At 70.2% G+C, this 16,626-nt stretch carries 11 protein-coding genes and 1 pseudogene; 6 read left to right on the top strand and 6 right to left on the bottom strand.

What is annotated here, in order from left to right:
- The first annotated feature begins 184 nt into the window (after positions 1 to 184).
- Positions 185 to 1,462, top strand: a complete 1,278-nt coding sequence (locus CM1CMNOD_RS16680) for an RNA polymerase sigma factor (RefSeq protein ID WP_013874758.1) — start codon at positions 185 to 187, stop codon at positions 1,460 to 1,462.
- Positions 1,463 to 1,576: 114 nt separating this feature from the next.
- Here the strand turns inward: CM1CMNOD_RS16680 and CM1CMNOD_RS16675 are convergent, their stop codons facing one another.
- Entirely contained in the window at positions 1,577 to 3,607 is a 2,031-nt protein-coding gene (locus CM1CMNOD_RS16675; protein WP_013874757.1) for an acetoacetate--CoA ligase, read from the bottom strand.
- Positions 3,608 to 4,206: 599 nt separating this feature from the next.
- Here CM1CMNOD_RS16675 and CM1CMNOD_RS16670 point away from each other — a divergent pair.
- The gene (locus tag CM1CMNOD_RS16670; protein WP_193353075.1) at positions 4,207 to 7,584 is read left to right on the top strand and encodes a SpoIIE family protein phosphatase; all 3,378 of its coding nucleotides are present in this window, start codon (positions 4,207 to 4,209) and stop codon (positions 7,582 to 7,584) included.
- 75 nt (positions 7,585 to 7,659) lie between these two features.
- Complete coding sequence (locus tag CM1CMNOD_RS16665; RefSeq protein WP_047221403.1) at positions 7,660 to 8,484, top strand: ABC transporter ATP-binding protein; 825 nt, start codon at positions 7,660 to 7,662, stop codon at positions 8,482 to 8,484.
- A 77-nt stretch (positions 8,485 to 8,561) separates the two neighbouring features.
- Here CM1CMNOD_RS16665 and CM1CMNOD_RS16660 read toward each other — a convergent pair whose 3' ends face one another.
- Positions 8,562 to 9,023, bottom strand: a complete 462-nt coding sequence (locus CM1CMNOD_RS16660; RefSeq protein ID WP_013874754.1) for a hypothetical protein — start codon at positions 9,021 to 9,023, stop codon at positions 8,562 to 8,564.
- Between the two features lie 430 nt (positions 9,024 to 9,453).
- Here CM1CMNOD_RS16660 and CM1CMNOD_RS16655 point away from each other — a divergent pair, with 430 nt between their 5' ends.
- Positions 9,454 to 9,795 carry a histone-like nucleoid-structuring protein Lsr2 gene (locus tag CM1CMNOD_RS16655; protein WP_013874753.1) on the top strand — a complete coding sequence of 114 codons (342 nt, stop codon included), beginning with the start codon at positions 9,454 to 9,456 and terminating at the stop codon, positions 9,793 to 9,795.
- A 258-nt stretch (positions 9,796 to 10,053) separates the two neighbouring features.
- On the opposite strand, the gene CM1CMNOD_RS16650 is transcribed toward CM1CMNOD_RS16655, so the two are convergent.
- Positions 10,054 to 11,475, bottom strand: a complete 1,422-nt coding sequence (locus tag CM1CMNOD_RS16650) for an aminopeptidase P family protein (RefSeq protein WP_043603945.1) — start codon at positions 11,473 to 11,475, stop codon at positions 10,054 to 10,056.
- 252 nt (positions 11,476 to 11,727) lie between these two features.
- On the opposite strand from CM1CMNOD_RS16650, the gene CM1CMNOD_RS16645 reads away from it, so the two are divergent.
- Positions 11,728 to 12,858, top strand: coding sequence for a CaiB/BaiF CoA transferase family protein (locus CM1CMNOD_RS16645; protein WP_013874751.1), 1,131 nt, complete (start codon positions 11,728 to 11,730; stop codon positions 12,856 to 12,858).
- 366 nt (positions 12,859 to 13,224) lie between these two features.
- Positions 13,225 to 14,280 (top strand): LCP family protein, encoded by a 1,056-nt coding sequence (locus CM1CMNOD_RS16640; RefSeq protein ID WP_237702841.1) that lies wholly within the window; start codon positions 13,225 to 13,227, stop codon positions 14,278 to 14,280.
- On the opposite strand, the gene CM1CMNOD_RS16635 is transcribed toward CM1CMNOD_RS16640, so the two are convergent.
- The 3 genes and pseudogenes from CM1CMNOD_RS16635 to CM1CMNOD_RS21930 form a co-directional block, all read right to left on the bottom strand.
- Complete coding sequence (locus tag CM1CMNOD_RS16635; protein ID WP_013874749.1) at positions 14,274 to 15,173, bottom strand: YihY/virulence factor BrkB family protein; 900 nt, start codon at positions 15,171 to 15,173, stop codon at positions 14,274 to 14,276. The two genes, CM1CMNOD_RS16640 and CM1CMNOD_RS16635, sit on opposite strands and share 7 nt — an antisense overlap.
- Positions 15,174 to 15,621: 448 nt before the next feature.
- Positions 15,622 to 15,825, bottom strand: a complete 204-nt coding sequence (locus tag CM1CMNOD_RS16630; protein ID WP_013874748.1) for a DUF7455 domain-containing protein — start codon at positions 15,823 to 15,825, stop codon at positions 15,622 to 15,624.
- A 119-nt stretch (positions 15,826 to 15,944) separates the two neighbouring features.
- A pseudogene (locus tag CM1CMNOD_RS21930) lies at positions 15,945 to 16,626 on the bottom strand (hypothetical protein); the annotation flags it as partial.

The raw sequence follows: 16,626 nt of genomic DNA, 5'->3' as shown, positions 1-16,626 counted from the left end.
GGAGTAGTCTTCGCGACAGCGGGTGCGGCGTCCCGAGGGTGAGGGTCTACACTGCTTCGTAGACCCGGCGATCGCTTACGTCCGGTTGTGTCTGAACGCGGAATGGGAGAGACGCCCCCAGGCGTTGCCCATACGTGCAAGCACCAAGACCCGCCACCCGCACCGACCTTCGGATCTGCTACTGATGACGCTGCCTGCCCTCGAACTTCATGAGCGCTCCGATGAGCCGCGTACGCGTGCCGTGAGCACGCGACGGACTCGTCGGTCATCCACTCCTGCCCGCACGGCGCCCAGCCGCAGCTTGGCCGCCGTGCCCGATGATACCGACGAACTCGACGTGACTCAGGTCGCCGAGCTCGTCGCGCGTGGACGTGAGTCCGGCGAACTCAGCCGTGCCGAGCTCCGTGAGGCACTGGAGACCGCCGATCTCGGTCTTGAACTGCTGCCTGTCCTGGTCGCCCGGCTGACCACACTCGGGGTCGAGGTTCTCGAGGAGGAAGAAGAGGAGGCGCCGGGCGGGGCTGCGGCCACACGCGCGACGTCCGAGCACGCCGGAACCGCCGACCTTGTCCGTATGTACCTGCGTGAGATCGGCAAGGTGCCGCTGCTCAACGCCGCGCAGGAGGTCGAGCTGTCGAAGCGGGTCGAGGCCGGGCTGTTCGCCGAGTACAAGCTGGACACCGATACCGACCTGGCTCCGGAGCTGCGTCGCGACCTGCAGACCCTGGTCCGGGACGGGCACGCCGCCAAGCAGCAGCTGGTCTCGGCGAACCTGCGCCTGGTCGTCTCGGTCGCCAAGAAGTACAGCGGCCGGGGCATGACCCTGCTCGACCTGGTCCAGGAGGGCAACCTCGGCCTGATTCGCGCGGTCGAGAAGTTCGACTACGCCAAGGGCTACAAGTTCTCGACCTATGCCACCTGGTGGATCAGGCAGGCCATCGGCCGGGCCCTGGCCGACCAGGCCAGGACCATCCGGATTCCGGTGCACGTGGTCGAGCAGATCAACAAAATCACTCGGCTGCAGCGGCAGCTCGTCTCCACGCTCGGCCGGGAGCCGACCGACGAGGAGCTGGCGCTCGAGCTCGACATGCCGATCGAGCAGGTCGTCGAACTGCGGCGGTACGCGCAGGACACGGTCAGCCTGGAGACCGCCGTCGGCGACGACGGCGACTCCGTCCTCGGTGACTTCATCGAGGACGCCGACGCCACCTCGCCCGCGGACGCCGCCTCCTACGGCGCCATGCAGGACGAGATCGAAGGCGTGTTGAACTCGCTCACCCCGCGTGAGCGTGAGGTGATGCGGCTGCGGTTCGGCCTCGCCGACGGCAAGCAGCACACCCTCGCCGAGGTGGGCAACCGCCTGGGGCTGACCCGGGAGCGGATCCGCCAGATCGAGCGGGACACCTTGCGTGAGCTGCGCAAGCCGGCGGTCGCGGGCAGGCTGCGGGAGTTCCTCGACTAGTTTCCCCGCGGCTGGTTTCCCCGCGTACGACACACGATCCCCTGTCCGGGTGGTTGACCGGGCAGGGGATCGTGTGTCGTACGGCCTGTTCGTACGAGACCGGTATAGCGTGGGTCAGCGGGTCGCCGGCGGCATGAACGGCAGCAGCGCCTGGGGATTGGCGACGGCGCCGAGGCTGATCGCCTGCTCCAGCGGCTCGCCCAGCAGCAGCCGTCTGACCGGCACCTCCAGTTTCTTGCCGTTCTGGGTGTGGGGAACCTCGACGATCTTCTCGATGCGGTCGGGCACGTGACGAGGGCTGAGCTCACGGCGGATCGTGGCGCGCAGCGTCTCGGTGAGCGCGCCGTCGAACACCACGTCGTCCGCCAGGCATACGTAGAGGACGAGCTCACCACGCCGGTCGGCGGTCGAGGTGTCGATGACAATACTGTCGGTCACGCCAGGGATGTTCTCCACCACCTGGTACAGCTCGGCGGTACCGATCCGGACCCCCGCGCGGTTCAGCGTGGCGTCGGACCGGCCGTGGATGGACACGGCCCCGCGGGAGGTGACGCGCGCCCAGTCCCCGTGTCGCCACACGTCCTCGTAGGTCGAGAAGTAGGCCGCCCGCAGCAGCGAGCCGTCGTCGTCCCCCCACAGGGCGACCGGCATGGACGGCATGGGAGCGGTGATCACCAGCTCGCCGACCTCGTCGACGACATCCTTGCCCTGTTCGTCGAAGGTGGTCACCGCGCAGCCGAGCCCACGCATGGGGATCTCCCCGGCGCGCACCGGCAGCGTCGGCAGGCCGAGCACGAACGCGGTGCACACCTCCGTCCCGCCGCTGATGGAGGACAGCATCAGGTCGCTGCCGACGGACTCGTACACCCAGGCGTACGTCCGCGCGGGCAGCGGCGCGCCGGTGGATCCCACGGTGCGCAGCGCCGAAAGGTCGGCGACCTCACGGGGAACCGTGCCGGAGCGTGCGCACTCGGCCAGGAAACCGGGGCTCGTCCCGAAACAGGTGACTCCGGTGGCCTCGGCCAGGCGCCAGAGAGCACCGGTGTCGGGGAACTTCGGGCTTCCGTCGAAAAGCACCACGGTCGAGCCGGCGAGCAGGCCGGAGACGAGCAGGTTCCACATCATCCAGCCGGTGCTCGTCACCCACAGGAAACGGTCGTCCGGCCCGAGGTCGAGGTGGAGCACCAGCGCCTTGAGATGTTCGAGCAGGATGCCGCCGTGACCGTGCACGATCGGTTTGGGTTTTCCGGTCGAACCGGAGGAGTACAGGATCCACAGCGGCGCGTCGAACGGGAGACGGTGGAAGGTCGGGACGGCGTCGTCGCATCCGGCGAGCAGGTCCTCCCAGGCCAGGATGCCCGGCAGGCCGATGGTGCGGGCCCGTTCAAGGGCGTCCGTGGCCAGGTAGGCGACGACGACGGTGGCGCGCAGGCCGGGCAGCCGCTCGGCCACCTTGGCCAGGACTCCGAGCGTGTCGAACGACCGCCCGCCGTGGGTGTAGCCGTCGACGCCGATGAGCACGGTCGGGCGTACCTGGGCGAAACGGTCCGCAAGGCCGGTGGGCCCGAAGTCGGGGGAGCAGGACGACCAGACCGCTCCGACAGCGGTGGTGGCGAGCATCGCCACCACCGCGTGAATACAGTTCGGCAGCACGGCGCAGACCCGGTCGCCCGGTCCCACCCCCAGCCGGCGCAGGCCCGCGGCGGCGGCCGCGACCTCGCGGCGCAGTTCGTCCCAGGACACCACGGCCGTGGTGGCGTCCTCGCGTACGGCGATCACCGCCGGCGCCGGCCCGTGGCGGGTCAGAGCATTCTCGGCGTAGTTCACCTGGGCGGTCGGGAACCATCGGGCGCCCGGCATCCGCGCGTCGGCGAGCGCGGGCCCGTCCCCGCGTTCGCCCTCGACCGCGCAGAAGTCCCAGATCGAGTCCCAGAAGCCGTCGAGATCGTCCACCGACCACTGCCACAGGGCGGTGGCGTCGGTCAGCCGTCGGCCCCGTTCGGCGGCCAGCCACTCGAGGTAGGCGGTGACCCCGGCGGCGCGGACCCGCTGCGCGGACGGCGTCCACAGCAGTTGTCCCTCGATGCCGGTATCCGCTCCGATGTCCGGGGCAGGTCCGTGTTCGTTGCCGTGTCCAGCAGCCACGGACCCAGACCCTAACGAATTCCTGGCCCGTTCAACGCGGCGTAACCGCGGAGATCGTGGACAGCTGACGGGTGCGGACGCGTACCGGGCACGGGAGGTAGGGCCCGGCGCCGTCCCGGGCGTTCGGCCCCGGGTATTCGTCACAACGGAACGACAAAGAATGTCGACAGTGTGGTCGATGTTCCCTGGGAATCCGTTGGGCCCGATATGGACGGGTCAGGCCGGCTACTGTCAGGGCATGGGCGGGCGCTGCCCGGTCGGGCGATCCAGGGCCGACGGCGGTCGAGAGAAAACGGGCGGGACGCCGTCGGACATGCGCCGTCACACATGCGATGCGTGCCACCTCTGTCAGTCGATGGACAGCGCACGGCCTGCCAGGCCCGGCACGATCGGGCGCATGAGGTGTTTTCCAGGCCCAGGGTGTGTCCCGGGCCGTCGACCGACCAGCGACGTGCCGGCCCATGGTGGGACGTGACGGCGATCCGACACCCGGAGCGAGCAGCGGTCCAGTTCCCGGGACTGGTGAGGAACCGGTGTCCGAAAACATCAGAGGTAAGGCTTTGGGCACAACACTGCCACACCGGCCACAATCGTCTCCCATGACGACGCCGTTCCTCGGGGAGCTTCCCGGACAGCCGCCGAGCGGACCGGCAGGTGACCGGGCCGGCTGGAGCGACGCTCACGGGGCTCGCAGGACGAACGGTGTCGGCCATGCGGGTGCGGAGAAAGCCGGGGGCGCCGGGGTGGCCGGGGACGACGACGAGGACAGGGACGAGGACGGGGGCGAGGACAGGAGCGCCGCCGGGGAGGAGCCCGCCGGGGCTGGTCCGGACGACCCGCCGAGGCCGCCCGCCGCGGTGGAGCCGACCATCACCCTGCTCGAGGCGCTGTTCGCCCAGGCGTCGGCCGGTTTCGCCTTCTACGACACCCAGGGACGCTACCTGCGGGTCAACGACGTCCTGGCCAGGCTGAACGGGCGGGCGCCCAGCGAGCACGTCGGCCGCACCATGCCGGAGCTGCTCGGCGACGTCGGCCACGAGATGGACCGCCTGTTGCGGCGGGTGCTCACCACCGGTGAGCCGGTGGCCAACTTCGAGGTCAGCGCCGCCACCACCGCCGCGGGGCCGCCGCGGATCTGGACGATGAGCTGGTTTCCGGCCACGGACGCCCATGGCGTGCTGCTGGGTGCGGCGCTCGTCGCTACCGATGTCACCAGGATCAGCGACGCCCGCCACCAGCTGGCCCGCGGTGAGGCCCGGTACCGGGCGCTCGCGCAGGCCGGGGACACGGACGTGTTCCATGCCGGTGCCCGCGGCGCCCTGGACGTGGACATGCCGCGCTGGCGGGCCGTCACCGGCCAGAGCTTCCCGGAGATCGCCGGGGCGGGCTGGCTTGGCGGGGTGCACACCGAGGACCGTGACCGGGTCGCCGACGCCTGGCGCAAGGCTGTCGAGCAGCGCACCGTCTTCGACGCCGAGTTCCGTCTCGACGCCGCGGACGGGACGGAGCGGGTGCTCGTCATGCGGATCGTTCCTATTACTGAGGGTGATTATCCGCTTGAGTGGATCGGTGTCAGCCGTGACGTGACCGAGATCCGTGCTGCCGCGGCGGCACGCGACGCGCCGGCGGTCGACGGACCCAACACGGCGGACACAACAACTGGCGTGACCGGCACAACAGCTGGCGCGGCCGAACAGACCGAACAGATTCGCCTGGTCACGGCGGCATTGTCACGTGCTGTAAGCATCGACGAGGTCACCGCCGTGGTGCTCGACGCCGGCCGGCAGGTGCTGGGGGCGAACGGGCGGGGGATCGCACTGGTCGACGAGGTCGACAACTGTCTGCGCTTTCGATCGCTGCTCGGTTATCCCGCGCTCCTCGCCCAGGCATGGTCGGGGATCAGCCTGGAGGCGTCCCACCCGGTCGCGGAGGCGGTCCGCGGCGCCTCGCCGCTGTTCCTCCTCGACCGGGAGGAACTGACCGCGCGGTGGCCCGCGCCCGAGCAGGCCGCGATCCTGGCCGAGGCCGACGAGCACGCCTGGGCGATCCTGCCGCTGGCGACCGTCGACGCGCCGTTCGGCGTCCTGCTGTTCGGCTTCCGGGCCCGGCAGGCGTTCTCCGCGGCCGACCGCGCGTATCTGACCGCGCTCGCCGACCAGTGTGCCCGGGCGCTGGAACGCGCGACGCTGTTCGAGCGCGTCCTGGCCGAGGCCCGTTCCAGCCGCCGGGCGGAGGAGACCGCCCGTACCGCCGCGGCCGCGGCCCGGGAGGCCGGCCGTCGCCTTGAGCTGCTCGCCCGGGCGACCGGGGCGGTCGGCAGCGCGCTGGAGCCCGAGCGGGCCCTGCGGGCGCTCACCGACGTCGTCGTGGGCGAGCTGGCCGACTCGTGCGCGGTCTACCTGGTCGAGTCCGGGCCGGACAGGCCGGACCTACCAGTCAGGACGGACGGGCCGGACGGCCTGGGAGGAGCGCCCGCCGCCGGCCCGGCCGAGGCGCCGGTCCTGCGGCGGGCGGTCGTGTCGGTGCGCCCCGGTCTGACCCAGCTGCCGATGCCCCGGGCCCGGACGGGCCGGTGGCCGCGGGACAGCCCGGTCCATCTCGCCGCGCTCACCGGGCGTGGGCACATCGCTCCGTTGGCCGGCGCGCCCTGGCTGTCGTCCACCGACATGGCGCGCTGGATGCAGCATGTCGGCGCGCACACCCTCGCCGCCGTGCCGTTGATCCTGCGCGGCCAGGTGGCCGGTGTGGTCAGCCTGATGGCCGCCGGCGACCGGCCGCCGTACACCCAGGCCGACGTGGCCTTTCTCGAGGAGCTCGCGGCCCGCGCGGCGGTCGCGGTCGAGCACGCGGAGCTCTACCGGCGCAGCCGGGACACCGCGCTGACCCTGCAGCGCAGCCTGCTCCCACCGACCGTGGTCGAGCCGGAGGGTCTGGAGATCGCCGCCCGCTACGTGCCCGGGGTCGAGGACACCGAGGTCGGCGGGGACTGGTTCGACGTGATCGACCTCGGCGCGGGCCGGGTCGGTCTGGTCATCGGCGACGTCATGGGCCGCGGGGTCCGCGCCGCGGCGATCATGGGCCAGCTACGGACCGCGGTGCGGACCTGCGCACGCCTGGAGCTCTCCCCGTACGAGGTGCTGACCCTGCTCGACGGCGTGGTCAGCGAGATCGACGAAGGCCAGATCGCCACCTGCATCTACGGCGTCATCGAGCCGCACACGGGCCTGCTGACGCTGGCGAACGCGGGGCATCCGCCGCCGCTGGTGGTGGCCCCCGACGGCCTGGTGTCGCGGCTGTACATGGAGGTCGGCACCCCGCTCGGCCTCGGCCGCGGTGACGTCAAGGAGTACACCGTCCGCCTGCAGCGGGGGGCGTTGCTGGTCCTGTTCACCGACGGGCTGGTGGAAAGCCGGGAACGCGACATCGACGCCGGTGTCTCGGACCTGGCCGCCGTGCTCGCCCGGCAGGACGGCTCCCTGGGCAGACGGGCCGACCAGGCCCTGGAGGCCCTTGGCCGGGACGTCGGCCATGACGACGACGTGGCCCTGCTGCTGGTGGGGCTGCCCGACACCGACGCGGGCGGGGCGACCCGCTACGCCGACATCACGATCCCCGACGGGCCGGCCGGCCTCGGTGCGGCCCGGGGACGGGCCTGCGACCTGCTGACGACGTGGTCGGTGGACGCCGACACCGCCGACTCCGTCGTCCTGCTGATGTCGGAACTGGTCACCAACGCGCTGGTGCACGGTCGGTCCCCGCTGTCCGTGCGGCTGCGCCGGACCGGGTCCCGGGTGATCGTGGAGGTGTCCGACCGCGACCCGCGGCTGCCTCGGCGCCGGCACGCCGATTTCGACGACGAGGGCGGCCGCGGCCTCGAACTGGTCTCGCTCATCGCATCCCGCTGGGGGACCAGATCGGTCGGTGACGGCAAGGTCGTGTGGGCGGAGATAGCCGCGCCACCGCTTGAGACGGGCTGAGAAGTCGGTCACCTCCCGACGGACACACCATCCCGGCCGACTCCGCGCCGGGACGGGTCGCGTAACGTGAGGCCCGTGACAGACGTGGTGTTGCGCCTGGACTCGGTAACTGTTGTACGGGATGGCGCGACGCTCCTTTCCGACATCCACTGGACCGTTGCCGACGGTGAACGCTGGGTCATTCTCGGGCCGAACGGCGCCGGGAAGACAACCCTGCTCCAGGTTGCGGCGAGTCGGGTTTTCCCGACTCGAGGAACGGTCGATCTGCTCGGCGGTCGGCTTGGCGAGGTCGACGTGTTCGACCTGCGCAGCCGGGTGGGCCTGGCGAGTTCGGCGGTGGCGGACCTCCTGCCGGCCACCGAACGCGTCCTCGACGTGGTCATGACGGCCGCGTGGGCGGTGCTCGGGCGGGCCACCGAGAAATACACCGATGACGATCGCTGGCGGGCCCTTGAGCTGCTCGCCCAGGTCGGGTGCGGGAATCTCGCCGAACGGCGGTACGGCACCCTGTCCGAAGGCGAGCGCAAACGCGTCCAGATCGCGCGTGCGCTGATGACCGACCCCGAACTGCTGCTGATGGACGAACCGGCCGCCGGGCTCGATCTGGGGGCCCGTGAGGCCCTGCTGGTGCGGCTGACCAGGCTGGTCGCGGATCCGCTGTCGCCGGTGACCATCATGGTCAGCCACCACGTGGAGGAAATCCCGCCGGGTGTGACCCACGCGCTGCTCCTGCGCGCCGGCCGGGTGGTCGCGGCCGGGCCTGTCGAGACGGTCCTGACCGGTCCGACGCTGTCGGCGTGCTTCGGCATTCCCCTTGAGGTCGGTGCCGGTGCCGGCCGGTTTTCCGCGCGGCTGATGCCCGTCTTCCAGCATTCGGGGCGTACCGCGCCGTCCGTCTGAGCCGCCCGCTGGGCGGTTTCCACGGGTGGCTGTCTCCAGCGGCTGCTTCCAGCGGATGCGGCCGCGTTCTGACGGGTCTAGCGGGTGCGGTCGAGCAGCGCCCACAGCCACCCCGGCCCCGCTGTGGTCGCGCCCACAGCGTGGACACGGCCACGAAGCGCGCGATCCGCGGTGATGACGACAACGGCCCCACATTGCCGCCTGACCGCCTCGACAGCGGCCTCGACGACCGTGTCGTCGCCCGGTCCGGGGGCGTGGACGACAACGAGCCTGGCGGCCCGGTTCCCCGGGTCGCCGCCGCCGGGCCGCCCGCTCGCGGCGACCCCGGCCCGGGCCGGGCCTTCGAGTACCAGGACCACCTCGGTGGGCAGGTCCTCCCCGCCCGCGGCCCGCGGCGTGGAGGCCTCGAAGCCGGTCTGGCACAGCGCGGACAGGTGTTCGTGCAGGCGTAAGGCGGCCCCCGCGCGATCGCGCCACCATCCGTCCGGGCGGGCCCCTATCACATTTGCCGCATCGACGATCCATGTCCGCTCATCCACCGTGGCTCCCTGGGCTACTACCGGACCAGCTCTACTACCAGACCGTGAATCGGATGAGCGCGGCTGCGGCCCATACGTGGTGTATCGCATTCGCAGGTGCGGGATCCTTGATGCCGTTGCGTGGCGCTCACCGCCGCTGGCCAGACCGTGACGTCCTTGTCTGCGCCGACCACCGGCGTTTCGGATCGGAAGTCGTGATTCGGCGACAACTCATGATCAAAATTTATCCTGACGGTGGCCTCCAGCGCTTTGGCTAGACGTGACTCACGTCTACCTGAGGGGTGTTGTGTGGTGTCGATGACGCTGCGGACGGCATGTCGCAGGCGATGGCGGTCGCGCGTGTCCGAACCAGCCGTTACAGTTCTTCCTGATGACGTGGTAATACTAGTCTCGAAGAGTTCCGCGGTTCGCTGACCTGAAGGAGAGAAGCATGGCGCAGAAGACCATCGTGTCGTTGATTGACGATCTCGATGGACACGAGGCTGATGAGACTGTTCGGTTCGGGCTGGACGGCGCTTCGTACGAGATCGATCTGTCCGAGAAGAACGCCACCAAGCTGCGCGAGTCGTTGGCTCCGTTCGTTGGGGCGGCGCGTCGCTCGGGTGGCCGGGCAACTGCCGCCCGCCGTGGGCAGCGTGGCGCTTCTCGTCGTACCGGCGGCACTGACCGTACCGCCGACATTCGTGAGTGGGCGCGAGCCAACGGTTACACGGTCAGTGACCGTGGTCGTATCGCCTCCAACATCGTCGAGGCGTACGACAAGGCTCACTGAGCGGCTCTCGGTCGCATTCGTCCAGTTGCCCGAATCCCACGCGGTCACAACTGTTTTCGCGTGGTCGCGGGCCTGCGGGGTCGGTTGCGACCGAGCGCTGGACCATGACGCGGGGGGTCAGTCGTACGGCGATGCCGGCGCGGAGCGGCCGGGCCTCTGGTTGGTGCCACTTATGGCCAATTTGGGGCATGTGGCAGTGCTGTTTTCTGGGCGACAGGTTGTCGGGCCCGCAACCTGTCGCCCAGGTCATGTCCGGGCTCAGGCGCCGCGCTGCCGGGCCATCCAGTTTTCCACCTCACCCCGGACGCGGGGAAGCGCGGCCGACAGGTTGCGGTGGCCCTCGGTGGTGACGAGAATGTCATCCTCAATCCGCACCCCGATCCCGCGCAGCTCCGGCGGCACCGTAATGTCGTTGGGCTGGAAGTACAGACCCGGCTCAACCGTGAGCACCATCCCGGCCGTGAGTGGGCCGTCGCGGTAAGCTTCGTCGCGGGCGTGGGCGCAGTCGTGGACGTCGAGACCCAACATGTGTGACGTGGAGTGCAGGGTATACCTGCGATGCAGCCCCGCGTTCGGCGCTTCGGGGTCTTCCGCGAGGGACTCCTCGACGCTGACCGGGAGCAGCCCCCAGTCGTGCAGCGCCTCGGCTATCACCCGCATTGCCGCCCGGTGCGGATCGAGGAACTGTGCGCCCGGTCGCACCGCTTCGATTCCGGCCTGCTGGGCCGCGAGGACCACGTCGTACACCTGACGCTGCACGTCGCTGAAATGTCCGTCCACGGGAAGCGTGCGTGTGATGTCGGCGGTGTAAAGCGAGCGGGACTCCACACCCATGTCGAGCAGCGCGAGGTCGCCGGGCCGTACCGGCCCGTCGTCACGGACCCAGTGCAGGGTGGTGGCGTGGTGGCCGCAGGCGACGATGGAGCCGTACCCGACATCGTTGCCGTCGACCCGGGCACGGCGCCAGAACGTGCCCTCCAGCCACCGTTCGCCGTTGGGCAACGTCATCGCATGGTCCATCTCACGCACACATTCGGAAAAGCCCAGGACGGTGGCGGCGATCGCCTGCTCCAGCAGAGCGGTTTCGTGCTCGTCCTTGACCAGCCGCAGCTCGGAAAGGGCCTGGGCCAGCTCCGTGTCCCGGTCGGTCCCAGCGGGGGTGGACCCTCCCCGGCCGGTGGGCGTGTACGGCAGGACCGCGCGGTCCACCTGTTCGTCCTGGCCGCGTATCACCCGGGTCGTCGCTGGTGACAGCCGGGCCAGCGCGTCGGCGAGTTCGTCGAGCGGACGGCAGGTGATCTCGAGAGCGGCCGACGTCTCCCGTACCCCCGCGCGTGGTCCCACCCACAGTTCGCCGTAGCGCCGGTCGGTGTAGAAGGCCGGTGTGGAACGGTCCGAGCGGTCGGCGACGTACAGGACGGCGTCGTGGTCGCCACCGGGGTTCGGATGCAGAATCACCACGGCGTCCGGCTCGTGACAACCGGTCAGCCAGAAGAAATCACTGCCCGGCCGGAACGGGTAATCGGTGTCATTCGCCCGTACCTTGAACCCGCCACTGGGCACCACCAGCGTCTCGGCCGGGAATCGTGAGCTCAGCAGCGCGCGTCGCTTGGCCGCGTACTGTGCCACATCGTCACAGGCCGGTGCCATCTCGGCGGTGGGCGCCCAGCCGGTGGCCATGAATCGGCGGAAGGCGGATGGTGGCTGCTGGTCGTGGCTGGCCTGTCCCGTCGGCGAAGCGGGCCCGCTGACGGAACCGGTGCTGGAACCGGTGTCGGAACCAGCGCTGGATGACGTGACAGCCGGCTGTTCGGATCCGCCGGTAAGCTGCTCGGATCTGTCGGTAGAAGGCGGGGAAGCACTCGGGCGCGTACTCATGGTTCCAACGGTAGGCTGCGGCGGTCCGTGGCGGGTAGCGTCCCAGGAGTGCCTATGTCACCGGGTCCCATGGATGGTCTTCTTGTCGTCGATCTCACCCGGGTATTGGCCGGGCCGTTGTCCACGCTGATGCTCGCCGATCTCGGAGCGAGGGTCATCAAGGTGGAACGTCCCGGTCACGGGGATGACTCCCGCTCCTACGGTCCGTTCATGGACGGCCGGTCACTCTACTTCGCCCGGGTGAACCGCGGCAAACAGTCGATCGCGCTCGATCTGAAGGATCCGGACGACCACGCGACGTTACTTTCCATCATCGACCGTGCCGATGTGCTGGTGGAGAACTTCCGGCCCGGTGTGATGGACCGGCTCGGTCTCGACTGGGACACGTTGTCGCAACGTAATCCCCGACTGGTTTACGTGAGCATCTCCGGCTTCGGGCGGACCGGCCCGTGGCGAAACCGGCCGGCCTACGACGCGGTCGTACAGGCGGCCACCGGGATTATGTCGATCACCGGGTCACCGGACAGCGACCCGGTGAAGCCCGGCGTCCCGATCGCGGACCTTGCGGCCGGTCTGTATGCTTTCGGCGCGATCGGGGCCGCATTGTACGGGCGGCTGTCCACCGGCCGCGGTACCCATATCGACATAGGCATGTTCGACGCCACACTGTCGTTGCTCGAAGGCGCGGCCCTGTCCTATCTGGCGACCGGCGACACGCCGCCGCGCATCGGCAACGCACATTACTCGATCGCGCCGTTCGACACGTTCGCCTGCGCGGACCGCAGCATTGTGATCTGTGCCGCGAACGACAGCCTCTTCGCCGGGCTGTGCCGTGCGTTGGACCGTCCGGATCTCGGCGCGGATCCGCGGTTCGTCACCAACAGTGCCCGGCTCGCGGCCCGGGACGCGTTCAAACAGGAAGCGGAGCGGACTCTTCGTGCCCGACCGGCTGCGTATTGGCTGAAAGCGCTGGGTACGGCGGGCATACCCTGTGGCCTCATCAACAACGTGGCGGAGGCGGTCTCCTCCGAACAGGCTGTTTTTCGCGACATGGTGGTCGACGCCGGGGGCCTTCCGCTGCCTGGGAATCCGGTGAAGATGGCGGACTGGCCGCAGACCTCCCAGCGGCCGCCAGAACCAAGGCTCGACGCGGACGGCCCCGCGATCCGGGCCGAGTTCGGTTGACCCGGCGATGCGCCGGTGACGACTGTGGAAGTCGTGGGCGCGACAGCACGAACTGGGAACATTCCGGCGGCCACCGGACGTCGACAGGGATGGCGAGCGGTGGGGTGGACGAGGGGACGTGGTCATGACGTGGCCTCCGGACGGGCCCGGACGAGCTGGGCGGCCTGGGCGGCCCGAGAACCGGTGGCCCCCCGGCGGGGCCCCGGCTGGCAGCAGCCACCACAGCCAGGGCAGCGCCAGCCGCCACCACAGCCCGGCTGGCAGCAGCCGCCACAACCACCGTTTCAGCCGCCGTTCCAACCAGCACAGCCACCGCCCGGGCCGTTACCGTCCCGATGGTCCACCGGACGCCGCCTGGTCACCGGTGTGGCGGCGCTGGTGTCCGTCCTCGTGCTGGCTGTCTCCGGCGGGGGTTGGCTGGCCCTGCGGTACTACGACAACAAGGTCACCCATGTTTCGCTGACCTTCCCCGACACCGGCCAGCGGCCGGACGGGGCCGGCGGCGCTACCCGCAACATCCTGCTCGTCGGCTCGGACAGCCGTACCGGTACGGCCGGGGAGTTCGGTGAGGTCGAGGGGCAGCGGTCGGACACCACGATCATCGCCCATCTGGACGCGGACGGCTCCACCACGCTCGCCTCGTTCCCCCGGGACCTGTGGGTGACGATCCCCGCCTACACCGACTCCGCCGGCCGCTCCCACAAGGCGCAGCAGTCCAAGCTCAACGCCGCGTTCGCGCTGGGCGGGCCGTCCCTGCTGGTACGGACCATCGAGACGCTGACAAAGATCCGCATCGACCACTACCTACAGATCGACTTCGTCGGCTTTCAGCGGATGACGGACGCCCTCGGCGGGGTGACCGTGTGCGTGAAAGCGCTGCCGGGCGGGAGCCGGAGCAACCTCGACGACAAGATGTCGGGCTGGCACGGCCACGTCGGCGACAACACGGTCAACGGCGAGCAGGCACTGGCCTTCGTCCGCCAGCGGTACGGCCTGCCCGAGGGCGACCTCGACCGGATCCGGCGTCAACAGCAGTTCATCGGCGTGATCTTCCGGTCGGCTACCAGCACCTCGACCCTGGTCAACCCGGTCCGACTGACGTCCCTGCTGGACGCGGCCACCTCGTCCGTGACCGTCGACGCCGGCACCTCCCTGACCGACCTGCAGCCGCTCGCGGTCCGGCTGCGCGGCGTGGGCAGCGGGGGTGTCCGCTTCGAGACCGTCCCGGCGTCACCCGGTCAGGCTGGCGGCCAGTCGGTGCTGCGCACCGACCCGGACAAGCTGGCGGCCTTCCTGGCGGACCTCTCCGGCCGGCGGCAGTCCGCCGCGCGCGCCGCGGGCCGGCCGGCCATCACCCTGGTGGCCGCCACGACCGCGGTGGCCGGGGCGGCCGACGCCACCGCGGGATCGTGCACCTACTGAACCGCTGGCCGCCGCTGGTGGGGAGGTAGGCCGCTGTCCGCCGGCGGCGGGGTGTGGCCGCTGTGCTCGTCGATGGCGGCGTTCAGTTCGGCGCCGAGCAGCACGGCCAGCGCCGTGATGTAGAAGAACAGCAGCGCGGCCACGGGCGCCGCCACCGAGCCGTAGATCAGTTCGTGGTCGATGACCGTTCCCAGGTACAGCCGCAGCAGGTAGCTGCCGACGTTCCAGACCACCATGGCCAGCAGGGCGCCGGGCAGCGCCCGCCGCCACGGACGCCGGGACGGTAGTGACAGGTGGTACAGCGAGGTCAGCATCGTCAGGGAGAGGAGCGCGACCACCGGCCAGAACAGGACCGTCAGCAGCCAGTCGACAAGATGGTGACGGTCGGCGTCGAGCAGTTCTGAGATCAGGTCTGGTCCGAGGACGAGCGCGGGCAGCAGGATCACACCGCTGACCACCTGGGCCAGGTACAGTCGCAGTGCCAGTAGCCGGCTGCGTACGGCCGATCGCAGTCGGCGCTGACCGTAGGCGATTGTGATGGTGTTGACGTAGGTCGCCATGGCCGACGACCCGGTCCACAGTGACAGCAGGAAGCCGATCGAGATCACGTCAGGGCGCCCGTGGGTGAGGATCTCGTTGATCGTGGGGCGGACCACGTCGTCGACGACCGAGGGTGTGAGCAGGTCGTTGGCGGTGTTCAGCAGGCTCTGACGGACGCTGTCGACGGCGTCCGCGCCGACCGCGTCCCCGACGTAGCCGATGGTGCCGAGGATCGCCAGTAGTAACGGAGGCAGCGACAGCAGCTGCCAGAAGCCGGCCTCGGCCGCGAGGCCAAGCACGCGGTCGCGCCAGGCGCGAGCGGCGGTCCGGCGGGCAAGGGTGAAAACACGCATCGACACTCGTCTGAGCAGGGTGGTCACCGCTCTCGGAGCCCGGGCCTGCGACGGTGATGCGGGGCCTGACGGTGGCACAAGGCCTGGTAGCGCGGCAGAAGCAGGATGCCTCAGATCAGCGGACCGCGACGTATCGGACGCGGAACCAGGCGTCTGGAGCACCGCGGATAGCAACCTGTTCGCCAACCACACTGGACCAACGGTACGGCCTCGGGTTCACGGCGGTTCCGGCGGTCGCCGATTGGCCCGGAACCGGGCCGGTCGGCCGCTGTCGATGTCACCGGTCGTACCGGTGTAGATACACCAGCCGTACTGGGGCATGGATAGCGGAGGCATGCCGCCGGTCGACGCGCCATGCCTCCGAGCCACATCAAAATGCCCCCGCTGACAACGTGTGATCGTGTCCGCGGGGGTCACCGGGCCGATGCCCGCCGCCGGATGGCGGCGGTCAGGGGGAGACTGTCAGTTTGTCGGTTTCGTCATGGTATTCGACGGCCACGGCTCGTAGCTTCGAGTCGTAGGACTTGGCATGGTGCCGGCAGAACAGCAGTTCGCCGCCACCGGGAAGCACGACCCGCACGTACGCCTGCGCGCCGCACCGGTCGCACCGGTCGAGGTTGGTCAGCGTCGGTCTGGTAGTGGTTCCAGTCACACCATCTTCAACAGTCTTCGTCGGGATTTGGTTCCGCCCGGCGGTGTGACGGTTCCCTCAGGTCCCTCGCGGCCGTCGACGACGGAGGTCAGGTCGGGACGCGGCGGGAGTCGTGATGATCACGGACGGCGTGCGCCGAAGACGATGTCGTCCCAGGCCGGTACGGACTTGCGGTTCTTGCGGCCGCCGGAACCGCGTTCCGTCGTTCGGCCGGCGGTACCCGTACGCCCGCCCCGTGGGGTCGAGGACGTCCGTGCGGCGGGGTCGGCCTGCCCGGCGGTGTCATCGGCGGTGTCGGTGCTGCCAGCGGTGTCGGCGCCGCCAGCGGCGTTGGCGGCACCGACAGCATCAGCGATACCGGCCGTGGCAATCTTGGCCGCGTCGGCGAGGTCGGCGAGGTCGGCGAGTTTGGCCGTGTCGGCGAGATCGGCCATGTCAGCGAGGTCGGCGAGGTCGGTGCTGCCGGCGGCGACCGTTGCCGGCTCGGGAGCCGCCGTGGCCGGTGGATGCGCGGTGGGCGCGGTGGGCACCGGATGCGGGTGGACGGCTGGTGCCTCGGTACGGGCCGTCGACCGGGGCAGCCCATGGGTCCGCCCCCTGGCCGCGGCCGGCTGGATCGGGGTGGGCACCGGCACGGCCGCCACCGCGGGCAGCGACGCCGGCAGCGAGGCGTTGTCCACCGGCTGCGGGGGCAGCGGCACCTCGTACACGGCGGCGGACTCCTGGACCAGCGTCAGCGCGGGGGCGGCCGGACGCGCGAAGACCGGTTGCGGGGGTGGTGGCGGGGCTGCGGGCTCGGCC

The sequence above is a fragment of the Protofrankia symbiont of Coriaria myrtifolia genome (assembly GCF_900634755.1).
Classification (GTDB): Bacteria; Actinomycetota; Actinomycetes; order Frankiales; family Frankiaceae; genus Protofrankia; species Protofrankia coriariae.
This window is presented reverse-complemented; position numbering and strand designations above follow the sequence as displayed.

Excerpts from the sequence above, each read along its gene's own strand:
- CM1CMNOD_RS16680 (WP_013874758.1), top strand. The coding sequence starts at position 185 with ATGACGCTGCCTGCCCTCGAACTTCATGAGCGCTCCGATGAGCCGCGT.
- CM1CMNOD_RS16670 (WP_193353075.1), top strand. The coding sequence starts at position 4,207 with ATGACGACGCCGTTCCTCGGGGAGCTTCCCGGACAGCCGCCGAGCGGA.
- CM1CMNOD_RS16655 (WP_013874753.1), top strand. The coding sequence starts at position 9,454 with ATGGCGCAGAAGACCATCGTGTCGTTGATTGACGATCTCGATGGACAC.
- CM1CMNOD_RS16650 (WP_043603945.1), bottom strand. The coding sequence starts at position 11,475 with ATGGCCACCGGCTGGGCGCCCACCGCCGAGATGGCACCGGCCTGTGAC.
- CM1CMNOD_RS16645 (WP_013874751.1), top strand. The coding sequence starts at position 11,728 with ATGTCACCGGGTCCCATGGATGGTCTTCTTGTCGTCGATCTCACCCGG.
- CM1CMNOD_RS16635 (WP_013874749.1), bottom strand. The coding sequence starts at position 15,173 with ATGCGTGTTTTCACCCTTGCCCGCCGGACCGCCGCTCGCGCCTGGCGC.